At 73.3% G+C, this 13,764-nt stretch carries 11 protein-coding genes; 9 read left to right on the top strand and 2 right to left on the bottom strand.

Annotation, left to right across the window (positions count from 1 at the left end):
• Positions 1-80 precede the first annotated feature (80 nt).
• Positions 81-1,247 (top strand): acyl-CoA dehydrogenase family protein, encoded by a 1,167-nt coding sequence (locus tag ACPYOM_RS01095; RefSeq protein ID WP_481340755.1) that lies wholly within the window; start codon positions 81-83, stop codon positions 1,245-1,247.
• 14 nt (positions 1,248-1,261) lie between these two features.
• Here ACPYOM_RS01095 and ACPYOM_RS01090 read toward each other — a convergent pair whose 3' ends face one another.
• Complete coding sequence (locus tag ACPYOM_RS01090) at positions 1,262-1,744, bottom strand: MarR family winged helix-turn-helix transcriptional regulator (protein ID WP_481340754.1); 483 nt, start codon at positions 1,742-1,744, stop codon at positions 1,262-1,264.
• A 496-nt stretch (positions 1,745-2,240) separates the two neighbouring features.
• On the opposite strand from ACPYOM_RS01090, the gene ACPYOM_RS01085 reads away from it, so the two are divergent.
• From ACPYOM_RS01085 to ACPYOM_RS01050, 8 genes are all read left to right on the top strand, one after another.
• Positions 2,241-3,221, top strand: coding sequence for a glycosyltransferase family 2 protein (locus ACPYOM_RS01085; RefSeq protein WP_481344552.1), 981 nt, complete (start codon positions 2,241-2,243; stop codon positions 3,219-3,221).
• Between the two features lie 39 nt (positions 3,222-3,260).
• On the top strand, positions 3,261-4,466 hold the full coding sequence (locus ACPYOM_RS01080) for a CDP-glycerol glycerophosphotransferase family protein (RefSeq protein ID WP_481344551.1): 1,206 nt from the start codon (positions 3,261-3,263) through the stop codon (positions 4,464-4,466).
• Between the two features lie 133 nt (positions 4,467-4,599).
• Complete coding sequence (locus tag ACPYOM_RS01075; RefSeq protein WP_481340751.1) at positions 4,600-5,400, top strand: ABC transporter permease; 801 nt, start codon at positions 4,600-4,602, stop codon at positions 5,398-5,400.
• Complete coding sequence (locus tag ACPYOM_RS01070) at positions 5,400-6,149, top strand: ABC transporter ATP-binding protein (RefSeq protein ID WP_481340750.1); 750 nt, start codon at positions 5,400-5,402, stop codon at positions 6,147-6,149. The genes ACPYOM_RS01075 and ACPYOM_RS01070 overlap by 1 nt, the downstream gene beginning before the upstream one ends.
• Positions 6,146-8,068 (top strand): DUF5941 domain-containing protein, encoded by a 1,923-nt coding sequence (locus ACPYOM_RS01065; protein WP_481344550.1) that lies wholly within the window; start codon positions 6,146-6,148, stop codon positions 8,066-8,068. The genes ACPYOM_RS01070 and ACPYOM_RS01065 overlap by 4 nt, the downstream gene beginning before the upstream one ends.
• A complete protein-coding gene (locus ACPYOM_RS01060; RefSeq protein WP_481344549.1) occupies positions 8,065-8,877 on the top strand; it encodes a CDP-alcohol phosphatidyltransferase family protein in 813 nt (270 codons plus the stop codon). The genes ACPYOM_RS01065 and ACPYOM_RS01060 overlap by 4 nt, the downstream gene beginning before the upstream one ends.
• 9 nt (positions 8,878-8,886) lie before the next feature.
• Positions 8,887-9,861: a glycosyltransferase family protein gene (locus tag ACPYOM_RS01055; RefSeq protein ID WP_481344548.1), complete on the top strand. Its 975-nt coding sequence runs from the start codon at positions 8,887-8,889 to the stop codon at positions 9,859-9,861.
• A 158-nt stretch (positions 9,862-10,019) separates the two neighbouring features.
• The gene (locus ACPYOM_RS01050) at positions 10,020-10,421 is read left to right on the top strand and encodes an FAD synthase family protein (protein ID WP_481340746.1); all 402 of its coding nucleotides are present in this window, start codon (positions 10,020-10,022) and stop codon (positions 10,419-10,421) included.
• Positions 10,422-10,454: 33 nt separating this feature from the next.
• On the opposite strand, the gene ACPYOM_RS01045 is transcribed toward ACPYOM_RS01050, so the two are convergent.
• Positions 10,455-13,541: a SpoIID/LytB domain-containing protein gene (locus tag ACPYOM_RS01045; protein WP_481344547.1), complete on the bottom strand. Its 3,087-nt coding sequence runs from the start codon at positions 13,539-13,541 to the stop codon at positions 10,455-10,457.
• Positions 13,542-13,764 lie beyond the last annotated feature (223 nt).

The following is a 13,764-nucleotide window of genomic DNA, read 5'->3' as shown; positions in this document are numbered from 1 at the left end:
AAAGTGCGCCGCGGCGCGGTACTCGTGGCGTCGATCACGAGGACGTCCTACTAATCCGAACCCGTGAGTAGGATCGGGCCGTGAGCACGAACGCCGACTTCGACCTGTACCGCACCAGCGAGGACCACGAGGCGCTGCGGGAGGCCGTACGCGCCGTGGCCGAGGACAAGATCGCGCCCTTCGCGGCGGCGGTCGACGCGGAGGCCCGCTACCCGCAGGAGGCGCACGACGCCCTCGTGGCCTCGGACTTCTTCGCCCCCCACGTGCCGGAGGAGTACGACGGCGTCGGGGCCGACGCGCTCGCGACGTGCATCGTCATCGAGGAGGTCGCCCGCGTCGACGCGTCCGCCTCGCTCATCCCCGCCGTCAACAAGCTCGGCTCACTCCCGCTCATCCTCGACGGAAGCGACGAGCTCAAGGGACGCTACCTCCCGCCCCTGGCCCAGGGCCGGACGACGTTCTCGTACGGGCTCTCCGAGCGCGAGGCCGGCTCGGACACCGCGTCCATGAAGTGCCGCGCCCGGCAGGACGGCGACGGCTGGGTGCTCAACGGCCAGAAGTCGTGGATCACGAATGCCGGTGTGTCCGAGTACTACACGGTCCTCGCCGTCACCGACCCCGACGGTCCCCGGGGTGGCAACGTCACGGCCTTCGTCGTCGAGAAGTCCGACCCGGGGTTCACCTTCGGCGAGAAGGAGCGCAAGCTCGGCATCAAGGGCAGCCCGACCCGCGAGCTGCACTTCGACGACGTCCGGATCCCCGGTGACCGCGTCGTCGGCCAGGTCGGTGACGGCCTCAAGATCGCGCTGCGCACCCTCGACCACACGCGCGTCACCATCGGCGCGCAGGCCGTCGGCATCGCCCAGGGGGCGCTCGACGTCGCGCTGGCCTACGTCAAGGACCGCAAGCAGTTCGGCAAGCACATCGCCGACTTCCAGGGGATCCAGTTCATGCTCGCCGACATGGCGATGGAGCTCGAGGCCGCGCGCCAGATGGTCTACGTCGCGGCGGCCAAGTCCGAACGCGGTGACAAGGACCTCTCGTTCTTCGGGGCAGCGGCCAAGTGCTACGCGTCGGACGTCGCGATGAAGGTGACGACCGACGCCGTGCAGCTGCTCGGGGGAGCCGGCTACACCCAGGACTTCCCGCTCGAGCGGATGATGCGCGACGCCAAGATCACCCAGATCTACGAGGGCACCAACCAGGTCCAGCGCATCGTCATGGCACGCCAGCTGCTCAAGGGCTGACCGGGCGACGAGGCTCAGTGCCGGCGCCGGTTCCCGCGGGTGCTCGAGCTGGAGGCGTGGATGTCGGCCGCGACGCCCCGCAGCGCCTCGGTGATGGTCGTGAGGACCTCCGTGACATGCGGCAGGCTCGCCGGGTCGAGCGTGTCGAAGGTGTGCGGCACCCAGTCGTGCACCTGCCCGAGCCGGCGTAGGTCGGCCTCGGGGATGCGCACCGTGCTCCGACGCCGGTCGGCCGGGTCGGCCACCCGCTCGACGAGGTGGCGGCGTTCGAGCCGGTCGACGAGCGTGGTCGTCGAGCTCGTCGTGAGTCCCAGGGCCTGGGACAGCTCGGTCTGGCCCATCGACCCGCGGGCCAGCAGGTAGCTGATGGCGCGGCTCTCGTTGACGGTGAGGTCGAGGTGCTCGGCCGCGGCGAGGCGGTAGCGCTCGCCGGCGAGGATGAGCTCGCGCAGGGCCGCGGTCGCCGCAGCCCGGTCGGCGGCACGGGTGGGGGTCATGGTCCCAAACCTACCGAGTCGCGGATCGGCGGCGGAGCAGGCCGACCGCCACGTGACGCGATGGTCGAACTGCTTGATGATCGCGCGACCCGGCCGTATGGTGGTCGTGCACCGCCGGGGGCGGCGCGGCCGTTCGCGGCTGCGACGCCCTTGGACACGAGGTCAAACAGCGTGCCCGTGTCCGCGGCGCTGCGTCGTCACCGGGGGTCCGAGTGGCGGGCGCCGCCGCCCCTCCCCGGAGGCGGCGCCCCACTCCCCGCGAGCGCCGCGAGCACGCTCGAGTGCGAAGGCCCGCTCCCGCGGCGGCACCGGGCCCGGTCGGGTCGTGGTGGGCCCGGGAGGCCCGGCGGCCGGCGCGTCCTCGTGGCTCGGGCGCCCCGCGGTCGACTCCCGACCCTCCAGTAGGCTGGTCGCCGCTCGCGCCCCGGGCAGCGGGCGGTACACGGGACCCGCGACCGGGCCCCGGGACGACGAGCAGAGGACGAGGAACACCAGCGTGGACGCGTCGACGCAGCTGACCCCGCCGGTCAGCGTCATCATGCCGCTGCTCAACGAGGAGCGGCACCTGCGCGACGCCGTCGCGATGATCCTCACCCAGGACTACGCCGGCCCCATCGAGGTCGTCCTCGCACTCGGCCCGTCGACCGACGGCACGGACGCGGTCGCCGAGGCGCTGGCCGCGGAGGACCCGCGGGTCCGTCTCGTGCGCAACCCGAGCGGGCGCACCCCGGACGGCCTCAACGCCGCGATCGGTGCGTCGACCGGCGCGGTGATCGTGCGCGTCGACGGGCACGCCGAGATCCCCGACGACTACGTCTCGCGCGCCGTCCGCGAGCTGCACCGGGTCGGCGCCGACAACGTCGGCGGCGTCATGGACGCGCGCGGCACCACGGACTTCGAGCGCGCGGTCGCGTGCGCGATGCGCAGCCCCCTCGGCGTCGGTGCGTCCCGCTTCCACACCGGCGGCGAGGCCGGCGAGGCCGACACCGTGTACCTCGGTGTCTTCCGCCGCGAGGCGCTCGAGCGCGTCGGCGGCTACGACCCGCACTTCTCCCGCGCGCAGGACTGGGAGATGAACCACCGCATCCGCGAGACCGGCGGACGGGTGTGGTTCACCCCCGAGCTCAAGGTCACCTACCGGCCGCGGGCGTCCGTGAGCGCCCTCGCGAGGCAGTACTTCCACTACGGACGCTGGCGCCGTGTCGTCGCCCGCTACCACGAGGGCACCATCAACCCGCGCTACCTCGCGCCGCCGACGATGGTCGGGGTCACGACGGTCGCAACCGTCCTCGGCTTCTTCTGGCACCCGGCCTGGGCCGTGCCCGCCGCCTACGTCGCCGGCGTCACCGCGGGCGGCCTCGCCATCTCCGGCGGCGAGTCGGCCCGCACGCGGGCGAGCCTGCCGGTCGTGCTCGCGACGATGCACTGGGCGTGGGGCATAGGGTTCCTCACGAGCCCGCGGCGCCTGACGCGCTGAACCCGCCCGACACCGCTGCCACGAAGGACACCGACACCGATGGACAACGCCAAGCAGGCGGCCACTCTCGTCCGGGACGCCGTCCGGCGACAGCTCGCCAAGCGACGCCTTGCGCGCCGCCTCGCCCGTGAGGGGCTGCAGCCGGGCAGCGAGGCCCCGTTCCGCTGCGCCGTGTACTTCTCCGACGAGCCGGTCAACCTCTACCAGATCCGCCAGTGGTACGCGCCGCTGCAGGAGCTGGCGCGCACCGAGCCGGTCGTCGTCATCTCGCGGATGCCCGAGACGACCATCCTGCTCCTCGACGAGTGTCCCCTCCCGGTCCTGCACGCCCCGCGGGTCACCGACATCGAGGCGTTCATGGCCGGGCACGAGATCGGCCTGGTCCTCTACGTCAACCAGAACGTCCGCAACTTCCAGATGCTGCGCTTCGCGACGCCGGCGCACGTCTTCGTCAGCCACGGCGAGAGCGACAAGTCCTACATGGCGAGCAACCAGCTCAAGGCCTACGACCGCGTCTTCATCGCGGGCCAGGCGGCTGCCGAGCGGCTCACCGGAGCCCTGGTCGAGTTCGACGTGGCCGCACGCGCCGTCGAGATCGGCCGCCCCCAGAACGACACCACCTATCCGTCCCCGCACCTGCCGGCCGACGGGCGCACCACCGTGCTCTACGCGCCGACGTGGGAGGGCGACCGCCCGAGCATGGCCTACGGCTCCATCGACACCCACGGCGAGGCGATCCTCACCGCGCTGCTCGCCGACACGCGCTTCCGCGTCGTCTACCGGCCGCACCCGCGCTCTGGCGCCTTCCAGCGCTCCTACGGGGCGGCGTCCGCCCGGCTCTCGGCCCTCGTCGAGCAGGCCAACGCCGCGGACCCCACCGCCCACCACCTCGTCGACACCCACACGGCGTTCGGCTGGCACCTGGCCGCCCTCGACGCCTGCATCACCGACGTGTCGGCGGTCGCCCTCGACTGGCTCGCCACCGGCAAGCCGCTCGTCCTGACGCGGCCCAGCGCACCCACCGCCGAGGTCGAACCGACCCGGCTGAACGAGAGCGTCCCGCTCGTCGACGCGTCCGAGGCCGCCGGCATCGTCAAGATCCTCGACGCGGCGTTCGCCGAGCCGGCGGAGGCGCGGGTCGACGTCGTGCGCCACTACTTCGGCGACACGTCGCCGGGCGCCGCGACGGCCCGGTTCGTCGCCGCCGCGACCGAGCTGATCGAGTCGCGGCTGGCCCGCACCTGACAGCGACCCCCGGCGGGCACCCCTAGACTGCGGCGAGAGCCGGACGGGTGCCCCGTCGCCGCGGAGGCCCCATGACGGTGCCCGCAACCCGACGAACGGCCCGAACCCACGAAGGAGAAGGTGGTCTGCGCGCATGATCGGCGTGTCCCAGTTCCGCGGCCTCATGGCCAACCGGCAGGTGCTGCGCACCCTGGTCGAACGTGACCTGCGCGTCCGCTACGCCGGCAGCTGGCTCGGGTGGCTGTGGACCATCCTGGACCCGCTGCTCATGGCGCTCGTCTACTTCGTCGTCTTCACGCTCATCTTCCAGGCGCGCCGGACCGGCAACCAGCCCTTCTTCCTGCACCTGGTCACCGGTCTGTTCCTCTGGCAGTGGTTCGCCCAGAACATGTCGGAGACCTCGCGCGCCCTGCTGGCCGAGTCACGGCTCGTCCGGTCGGCCAACCTGCCGCGCGAGCTGTGGGTGGTGCGCGTCGTGCTTGCCAAGGGCATCGAGTTCATCCTCAGCCTGCCGGTCATCGTGGCCTTCACAATCTTCTACATGATCACCGGGCAGACCCACCTGCACTGGACGATCATCCTGGCGCCGATCTCGTTCCTGCTGACCTTCCTGCTGTCGGTGGGCATCGGCATGATCCTCGCCCCGATCACCGTCCTCGTCAGCGACATGGCCCGCGTCGTGCGCATCGCACTGCGTCTCGGCTTCTACGCGACCCCCGTGCTCTACAGCGCCGACATGGCCCCGAAGACCCTGCGCGACGTGCTGGCGATCAACCCGATGAGCGGGGTCCTCGAGCTGTTCCGGTCCGGCTTCTTCCGGGGCGAGATGAACGTCCTGTCCGTCGCCTCGGCCTGCGTGCTGACCGTCGTGCTCCTGCTCGTCGGCGCCTACGTCTTCAAGCGCATGGAGCCGGCCGTGCTGAAGGAGATCTGATGGCCAAGCCGGTGATCGAGGTCCGCGACCTCGGGATCGAGTTCTACCGCTCCCGCAAGCGGCGCATGTCGCTGCGCGAGCTCGTCTTCAAGGGCCAGACCGGCGCGACGAACGAGACGTTCTGGGCGCTGCGCGACATCTCGTTCGACGTCGCCAAGGGCGAGGCCGTCGGCCTCGTCGGCGGCAACGGCTCGGGCAAGAGCACGCTGCTGCGGATGATCGCCGGCGTCATGCTCCCCGACTCCGGCTACGCCCGGGTCCGCGGCGGCGTCGCCCCGCTCATCGAGCTGACCGGTGGGTTCCTCGGCGAGCTGACCGCCCGCGAGAACGTCTACCTCGCGGCGGGCCTGCACGGCCTGACGAAGCGCCAGATCGACGAGCGCTACGAGGAGATCGTCGACTTCGCCGGCCCGCAGGTCCAGGCGGGCATGGACATGCCCTTCCGCCACTTCTCGTCCGGGATGCAGGTGCGCATCGCCTTCGCGCTCATCACGACGCTCGACCAGCCGGTCGTCCTCGTCGACGAGGTCCTGGCCGTCGGGGACCGCGCCTTCCGTGAGAAGTGCTACGAGCGCATGGAGAACATGCTCTCCGGCGGCAAGACGCTCTTCCTCGTCTCCCACAGCGAGCACGACCTCAAGCGCTTCGCCGAGCGCGGCCTCTACCTGCAGGCGGGCGAGCTCGTCGGCGACGGTCCCATCGACGAGGTCCTCGAGCAGTACAACGCCGACGCGGACGCCGGCACGTGAGGCTCGACGAGCGCCCCCTCGTCGGCGACGCTCGTGCCCGTCTCGTGGTCGGCCGCTCGGCCGGTGCCGACACCCTCGTCCTCGGGCCCGACCCGGCGTCCGACCTCGTCGAGACGCTGACCGAGCTCGGACTGTCCGTGCGACGCCCGGAGGTCCCGGCACACGACGTGCCGGCCGTGCTGGCGGCGGTCGCCGCGGTGGCCGCCGCGTCCGACACGGTGCCGCTCGTCCTCGCCGCCGCCGACCTGAGGGTCAGCCCCGTCGCTCTCCTCGACGTGCTGGACTCGCCGCGCGACGCGACGCTGGTGCCCGTCGTCGACGCCCCGGTCACCGACCTGCGCGACCCGGAGACCGGGTCCGCCGGTGCCCGTACCTCCGACCCGGGGTCGAGCGCCGGTGCCCTCGCCCAGGGTGGCTTCGCACCGGTGCGGGTCGACCGGCACACCCGCCTCGTGGTGTCGGCCGGATCGGTGGGGCACGTCGTGACGGCCCCGACCTCGTACGCCGCAGGGCTGCTCCGGGTCGCTGCCGCGGACCGGGCCGCCGTCGCGGAGGTCCTGGCCGCCGCGGCCGCGAGCGCCTCGGCGCGGCACGTCGGCGCCTCGGCCCTGGACCTCGTCGTCGTCGCGCTCGTGCGCGCGGCCGTCGTGCCCGTCGTTACGGTGCCGCTCGCCCACGTCACGGTCGAGCGGGGGCCCGCGCTGCGGCGGGGCGCGCCCGGCTCGGCCTGGCAGCAGCGCCTGCGGGCTGCCTCGCGCGGCAACGACGGCGTGTTCTCGACGCACGCGATCCGGCCCCTCTCGCGCCGCCTCACCGCGCTCGGCCTGCGCCACGGATGGTCCCCGAACGTCGTCACGGCGGTCAGCCTCGGGCTCGGCCTCGCCGCCTGCGCCCTCACGGCCGTCGACTCGTGGTGGACCTGGCTGCTCGCGGCGGTGCTGCTGCAGGCCTCGCTCGTCGTCGACTGCGTCGACGGCGAGATCGCCCGGTTCACGCGGCGCTACAGCGCGTTCGGGGGCTGGCTCGATGCCGTGAGCGACCGCGTCAAGGAGTTCACGATGGTGGCCGCCGTCGCCTGGGTGGCGGCCCGCCGCGGCGAGGACCTCTGGTGGCTCGCCGTCCTGGTGCTGGCGCTCCTGGCGGTGCGCCACGTCGAGGACCACGCCTACTCGACCCGGCAGCGCGCGTCCGCCTCCGAGCCGCGCGCCCCCCACCCGCTCGATGACCCCCGCGACGGCGGCCCGGAGCGGGCACCGACGACGGTGCCCGCGCCGCCGACCGGACGGGCCCGGGTGGTGCGCGACGTCAAGCAGGTGCTGCACCTGCCGATCGCCGAGCGCTACCTCGTCATGTCGCTCGGCCTGCTGCTCCACCGGCCGGCCCTGCTGCTCTGGGCGCTCGGCGTGGCGTCCGCCATCGCGCTCGCGTGGACGCAGGCCGGACGGCTCCTGCGGGCGCTGACCCGCACCGACGGCTTCCGTGCCGACCGCCCGGACCGCACCCTCAGGCACCTGTGCGACCTCGCCGTGCTCCCGCGACCCCGGGGCCGAGGCCGGCTCGCCTGGCAGGTGCCCGCGCTGCTCGTCGCGGTCGAGACGGCGGCCCTGCTGCTCGCGGCCGGAGCGGACCCCGCCTCACGGGCCGCCGCCTACGCCTGGCTGGCCGTCGTCTGCTGGCACCTCTACGACAACGTCTACAGGCTCCGCGAGACCGGCGCGAGCAGCACGGTCGCCCTCGTGCGGGTCACGCTCGGCGTCGAGGGACGCGTCGTGCTCCTCGGGCTGCTCGGAGGGCTGAGCGGCCATCCGGCCCCGTACCTGCTCACCGGGGCGGTCGTGCTCGCCGTCCTCTTCGGCGCCGAGTCCGCACGGGCCTGGCGTCGACACCTCGGCGGCACACGGCAGGATGGAGCCTCATGACCCTGGCCCACGACCCGACCGACGACCGGCCGACGACCGAGCAGCTCAAGGCCGTCGCGCAGCCGCCGGAACACATCGCGCGGTACAACGCCGAGCACTGGGCCGGCGCCCTCTACATCCGCCACCTGTCGATCCACGTCACGCGGTGGCTGCTGCCCACCCACATCACCCCCAACGGCGTCACGTGGCTCATGATCGTCACCGGCGTCGTGGGCGCCCTCGCGATCCCGTTCGGTGGGGTCGTCGGTCCCGTCGTGGCCGTCCTCGCGATGCAGCTGCAGATCCTCCTCGACTGCTCCGACGGCGAGGTGGCCCGCTGGCGGCAGCGCTTCTCGCCCGCGGGGATCTACCTCGACCGCATCGGCCACTACGTCACCGAGGCCTCCATCCCGGTGGCGATCGGACTGCGCGCCGACGGATGGGGACTCACGCACCCCGGTGACGTCGGCGGCTGGACCGTGCTCGGCCTGCTCGTCGCCGTCGGCGTGCTGCTCAACAAGGCGTTCACCGACCTCGTCCACGTCGCCCGCGCGAAGACGGGCCGCCCGCCGCTCGAGGACGTCGCGACGACGGCCCGCCCCAAGGCATCCGGCATGGCGGCGCTGCGGCGCGCCTTCGACTACGTGCCGGTGTTCCGCGCCTTCGTGGCCGTCGAGGCCTCGCTGCTGGCCCTCGCGGCCGCCGTCGTCGACGCCGTCCACGGCGACCTCATCGGCACCCAGGTGCTCGTCGTCGTCATGGTGCCGCTCGTCGTCCTCACAGCCGGCGGCCACCTGCTCGGCGTCCTGTCCAGCTCCCGGCTCGACTGAGGCCCAAGCATGTCCGCAGCCCGCCCCGTCTTCCAGTGGGCCCAGGAGCACGGCGAGGTCGGCGGCGTGCGCACGAGTCACCACCAGCTGACCGCGTCGCTGCGCGCCGAGGGCGTCGAGGTCGTCTACGTCGACACCGGGTCGGCTCCCCGGGCGCTGCGCGCACTGCCCGAGCTGCGCCGACGCGGGCTGCACCTGCTGCACCTGACGCGGCTGTGGCGGGCGATGCTCCTCGCCCCCTGCTTCGCGCTCCTGCGCGGACGCACCGTCCTCGTCCTGCACTCGGGCTCGACGAGCGGCCAGGTGGCGCGCCTGCCGGGCTGGCGACGCAGGGCGCTCGTCGTCGCGCTGCACGCCTACGACGAGATCTGGGCCGTCAACGACGAGATCGGCGCGATCCTGCCCGAGCGGCTGCGCTCGCGCGTCACCGTCGTCTCGCCCTTCGACGCGTCGGCGGCGCCCGTGCCGAGCCCGTTCCCCCGTGAGCCGCACGCCCTCGCCCTCGCCACCAACGCCGGGCTACCGCACTACAACGCCACGCTCGGCATCGAGGCAGTCGAGCTCGTCCGCCGGACCTGGCCCGACGCGACCCTCACGGTCCTCGCCTACGGCAACGACACCGAGGCCGTGCAGGACCTCCGGCACCGAGCCGGGGGGAGCGCGTGGCTCACCGTCGCGTTCGACAGCCCGCCCGCGGAGGTCAGCGCCGTCCTCTCGCGCGTCGGCACGTTCCTGCGGCCGACGAGCTGGGACGGCGACTCGGTCATCGTCCGGGAGGCCCTGGCGGCGGGGGCCCGGGTCGTGGCGAGCGACACCGCGCCGCGGCCGGCCGGCGTCGTGCTCGCGGCTCTCACGGCGGCGGACCTCGCCCGAGCCGTCCTCGAGGGCGGGCCGGTCAGCGACGGGTCCGGGCTGGCACAGACGACGCTCGCCCAGGCCGCGCACGCGGCGCTGGCGGGCCTGGAGACCCTCTCGCGGCGCTGACCCGCCTCCTCCCGGCCGGGGCGGTCCCGTCGTTTCGGCGTGGCCGGGGCAGGGCTAGTAGCCTCGCACCGACGCGGACGGCCGCCACGGGCTGCCGACCGCGTCGCCCCGGGCGGGTCGCCGAACGACCGCCCGGGTCGAGCCGCCAGAGGAGCACCGTGAGCAACCGGACCGTCATCACCTTCGGGACCTTCGACGTCTTCCACGTCGGACACGTGCGGGTGCTCCAGCGCGCTGCCGCCCTCGGTGACCGCCTCGTCGTCGGGGTGTCGGCCGACGCGCTCAACATCGCCAAGAAGGGCCGCCCTCCGGTGTTCACGCAGGACGAGCGCATCGAGATCGTCTCGGCCCTGCGCGTCGTCGACGAGGTGTTCGTCGAGGAGTCGCTCGAGCTCAAGCGCGACTACATCCTCACCCACGGCGCCGACGTCCTCGTCATGGGCGACGACTGGACGGGCAAGTTCGACTGGGTCGGCGACGTCTGCGAGGTGGTCTACCTACCACGCACGCCGTCGGTGTCGACGACCGGCCTCATCGAGCACATCGCCGGTCTCGGCTGACCCGAGGAGGCCCGCCCCGCTTCGCGACCGGCGTCACTGCCCCCAGGTCAGCGTCGACGAGGACGAGCCGGCCGACAGGGGAGTGGTCAGCCGGGCCTCGCCGAGGACCCGGTAGACGAGCAGCGCACCGTCGCTCTTGCGCCGGGTCAGCAGGTCGTCGCGGCCGTCGCCGGTGAGGTCGCCGATGCCCCGCACGGCGCTCATCGCGGTCCAGCCCGACGAGCCGATGACGCGTGCCGGCTTGAACCCGCCGGTGCCGTTGCCGCCGTAGAGGACGAGCGCACCGTCCGAGGCGCGGACGGCGACGAGGTCACGCAGGCCGTCGCCGTCGAACTCCCCGGAGGTCACCTGGCTCAGGCCGTTCCAGCCGGTACCGACCGTCGGGCTCGAGGTGATGGCCCCGGTGCCGTCGCCCGTGCGGAGGATGAGCCGGCCGTCGCTCATGCGGGTGGCGAAGTCGGTGTACCCGTCGCCGTTCCAGTCGCCCGTCGGCACGATCATCGTCACGGCGCCCCACCCCTGGGCGAGGACGACCCGCCCGGCGTTGAGGCCGCTCGAGCCGAGTCCCGGGTAGAGCCAGGCGGTGCCGGCGGAGTCGATGGCGACGACGTCACCGAGGTTGTCGTTGCCGAAGGGTCCGACGGCTGTCGCGGCGCGCAGGCCGGAGAACCCGCCGTAGAGGATCTGCCGGACGGTGAAGGACATCGAGCCGGTGTAGGACAGCGTCTTGAGCGCCGACCCCGACGGGATGATGACGTCGCCGAGGCCGTCGCCGGTGACGTCACGCGGCGAGTAGGCGGCCGAGCGGGGCGCCGGTGAGGACACCGTCCACCACGTGCTGCGCAGGCCGAGCGCCGATCGGAAGGCGTCGGCGCTGACCGCCACCGAGCCGGCCGAGCCGGTGAGCGTGACCGTCCCGACGCGACCGCCGAAGGTGCCGGTGCCGCCACCACCCGTTCGGGTCCCGACGGCGATGCTGCGCAGCGTGCCGATCACCGGGTAGCGGGCCTCGATCGCGGCGGCCGTCAGCGTCGTGTCCCAGGAGTTGGGGTTGGCCGCCGAGGTGACGGCCCCGTCGTACGGGTCGGACTGGGCGAGGAGGTAGGGCGCGCTGCCGCGCACCGTCCGGCCACCGTTCGACGAGGAGTACTGGGTGAAGGCGGGCTTGCCGCCGTAGCCGAGGACGACGCCGGCCGTCGCCCCGACCGCGGCGGAGGCGCGGCTGTCCTCGTTGCGCCTCGTCAGCACACCCGTGGCGGAGTAGTCGGCCACCCCGCGGTAGGCCTGGCAGGTCGTGTCGCACGTGTCGTAGGCGCGGCTGCCGGCCGTCGACCGGCCGTAGGCGGCGTAGGTGCGCGCGGCGACGGCCTGCGACGCGAGGGCAGCCGCGGGCCAGCTGGCCGGCATCTCGTTGGGGACGACCCCGAGCAGGTAGGACTCGGTCGGCACGACGTTGACCGGGTAGGCGCGGCCCGAGACCGGCACGACGCGCACGGTCCCGCGGAACTCCCGCTGCGAGCCGCTCGGCAGGACGAGGCGGACGGTCCCGGCCGACGGTCGGCTCAGGGTGAGGGGCACGCTCGACCGGGTCCAGCCGCTCACGGCGTTCCACCGGGCGTTGTAGTACGCCTGGAGCGACACGCCGGTGCCCTCGGGGACGACCCGCCAGCGCAGCGACGTCGACAGGGCCGAGCTCTTCGAGCCGTTGGAGACCCACGCCCCGCTCTGGGTGACGAGCTCGGTGGACCCGGTGCCGACACTCTGGAGCAGCACGCGAAGGGACGGGTTGCCCTGCGAGGTGCGGGTCGTGCCCGGGTAGTAGAAGCCGAGGGTCTGCTGCCACGTGAGTCCGCGCGTCGCCGCGCCGTAGGCGCCCCACTGGGACAGGCCGATGCCGTGGCCGTAGCCGCGGCCGGTCAGGGTGAACGAGCCCGTCGCCGGACGCGCGTACGTCTCCGACACCGTCGTCGGCTTCTGGACGGACCACTGCCCGGCTCGCCAGATCGAGCCGGCGCCGCTGCGGATCGAGGCCACCTGCGGGTAGGCCTGGTCGCCGGGGCAGTCCGTCAGGCTGAGGTCGCGATGGCCGATGAGCCGGGGCTTGGTGACCCGGACGCCGGCCGCGTAGCGAGTGCCCCCGGCGGAGGTCAGCACCACGGACGTCGACGGGTCGAAGAGCGAGCGGTCGCCCTCCCAGGCGGCCACGCGCGTCACCATGGACTTGGCGGCCGAGCTCATCGGCGTCGACGTGAAGTCGCCGATGACCGAGATGCCGGTGGTCTCGGCGTTGAAGCCCCCGGCCTGCGCGCCCATGACGAAGGCGGCCGTGCTGCCCTTGCGGCCCTCGTACGCGCGGCCGAAGCGGTCGACGAGGATCTGGTAGCCCAGGTCGCACCAGCCGCGGCTCTGGACGTGGAAGGCGTACATCGAGCGCAGCAGCGCGGGCACCTGGTCGGCCGTGTACGTGTTGGAGTTGACGGTGTGGTGCACGACGACCGCCTTGAAGCCGCTGAGCCGCTCGCCGTCGCACGTCCGGATGCTCTCGTCGGCGCCCCACTCGGCGCGGCTGATGATCGTCGGACGGGTGACGGCCGCGACGGCCGAGCCGGCGGGCGGGTCGATCGACGCGTCGGCGGGGGAGTCGCCACCGTCGACGAGGCTCGCGCGCAGCCCGCTGGGCACCGAGCCGTCGGGCGTCGTGACCCGGATGTCGGCGGCGTCGGAGTCGGCCGCGGCGAGCGGGGCCGTGCCGGGCCGCGCGTGCCGCGCGTCGGCCGAGCCGGGGTCGGGCGCGTCGTCCTCCTCCAGGTCGAGGGAGACCCAGTCACTCCAGCCCGACGCGTCGTGCGTGCGCACCTCGACGCGCGTGCCGGTGGGCGGCGTCCGGTCGAAGGTGACGCCGGCGACGTCGAAGTCCACGCCGGCGACGTGGGTCGCCGCGACGACCCTGCCCGGGCTGCCGGCTCGGGCGGCGGGGCGCGCGCCGGCGACGGCCGGGACGGCGACCTCGTGGACCGTGGGGGCGACCGGCCGGGGCTTGGCCCCGGAGGACATCGTGGGGGCGACGACGAACGTGGCGGTCAGCACGGTCACGGCGACGGTGGTGGGGACGAGGCGCATCGCAGGACTCCTGGCAGGAACGGGCAGCACACCCATTGAGTCCCAATTGTCCCAACCACCACAGTGCGTCACGAATGATCGTTATCATCCCGTGACCGCCGGATCGTCCCGGTTTGGTAGGGGCGGGCGAGCTCGCCGACCCCGCCGACCACGCCGATGCGCGCCCGGCGGCGCGGACCCCGAGGGCTGTCTCTTATACACATCTGACGCTGCCGACGACGGA

It is taken from the genome of Monashia sp. HAY1-2A (genome assembly GCF_056755315.1).
Note: the sequence above shows the minus strand (reverse complement) of the source record. Positions and strands in the feature narration are given on the sequence as shown.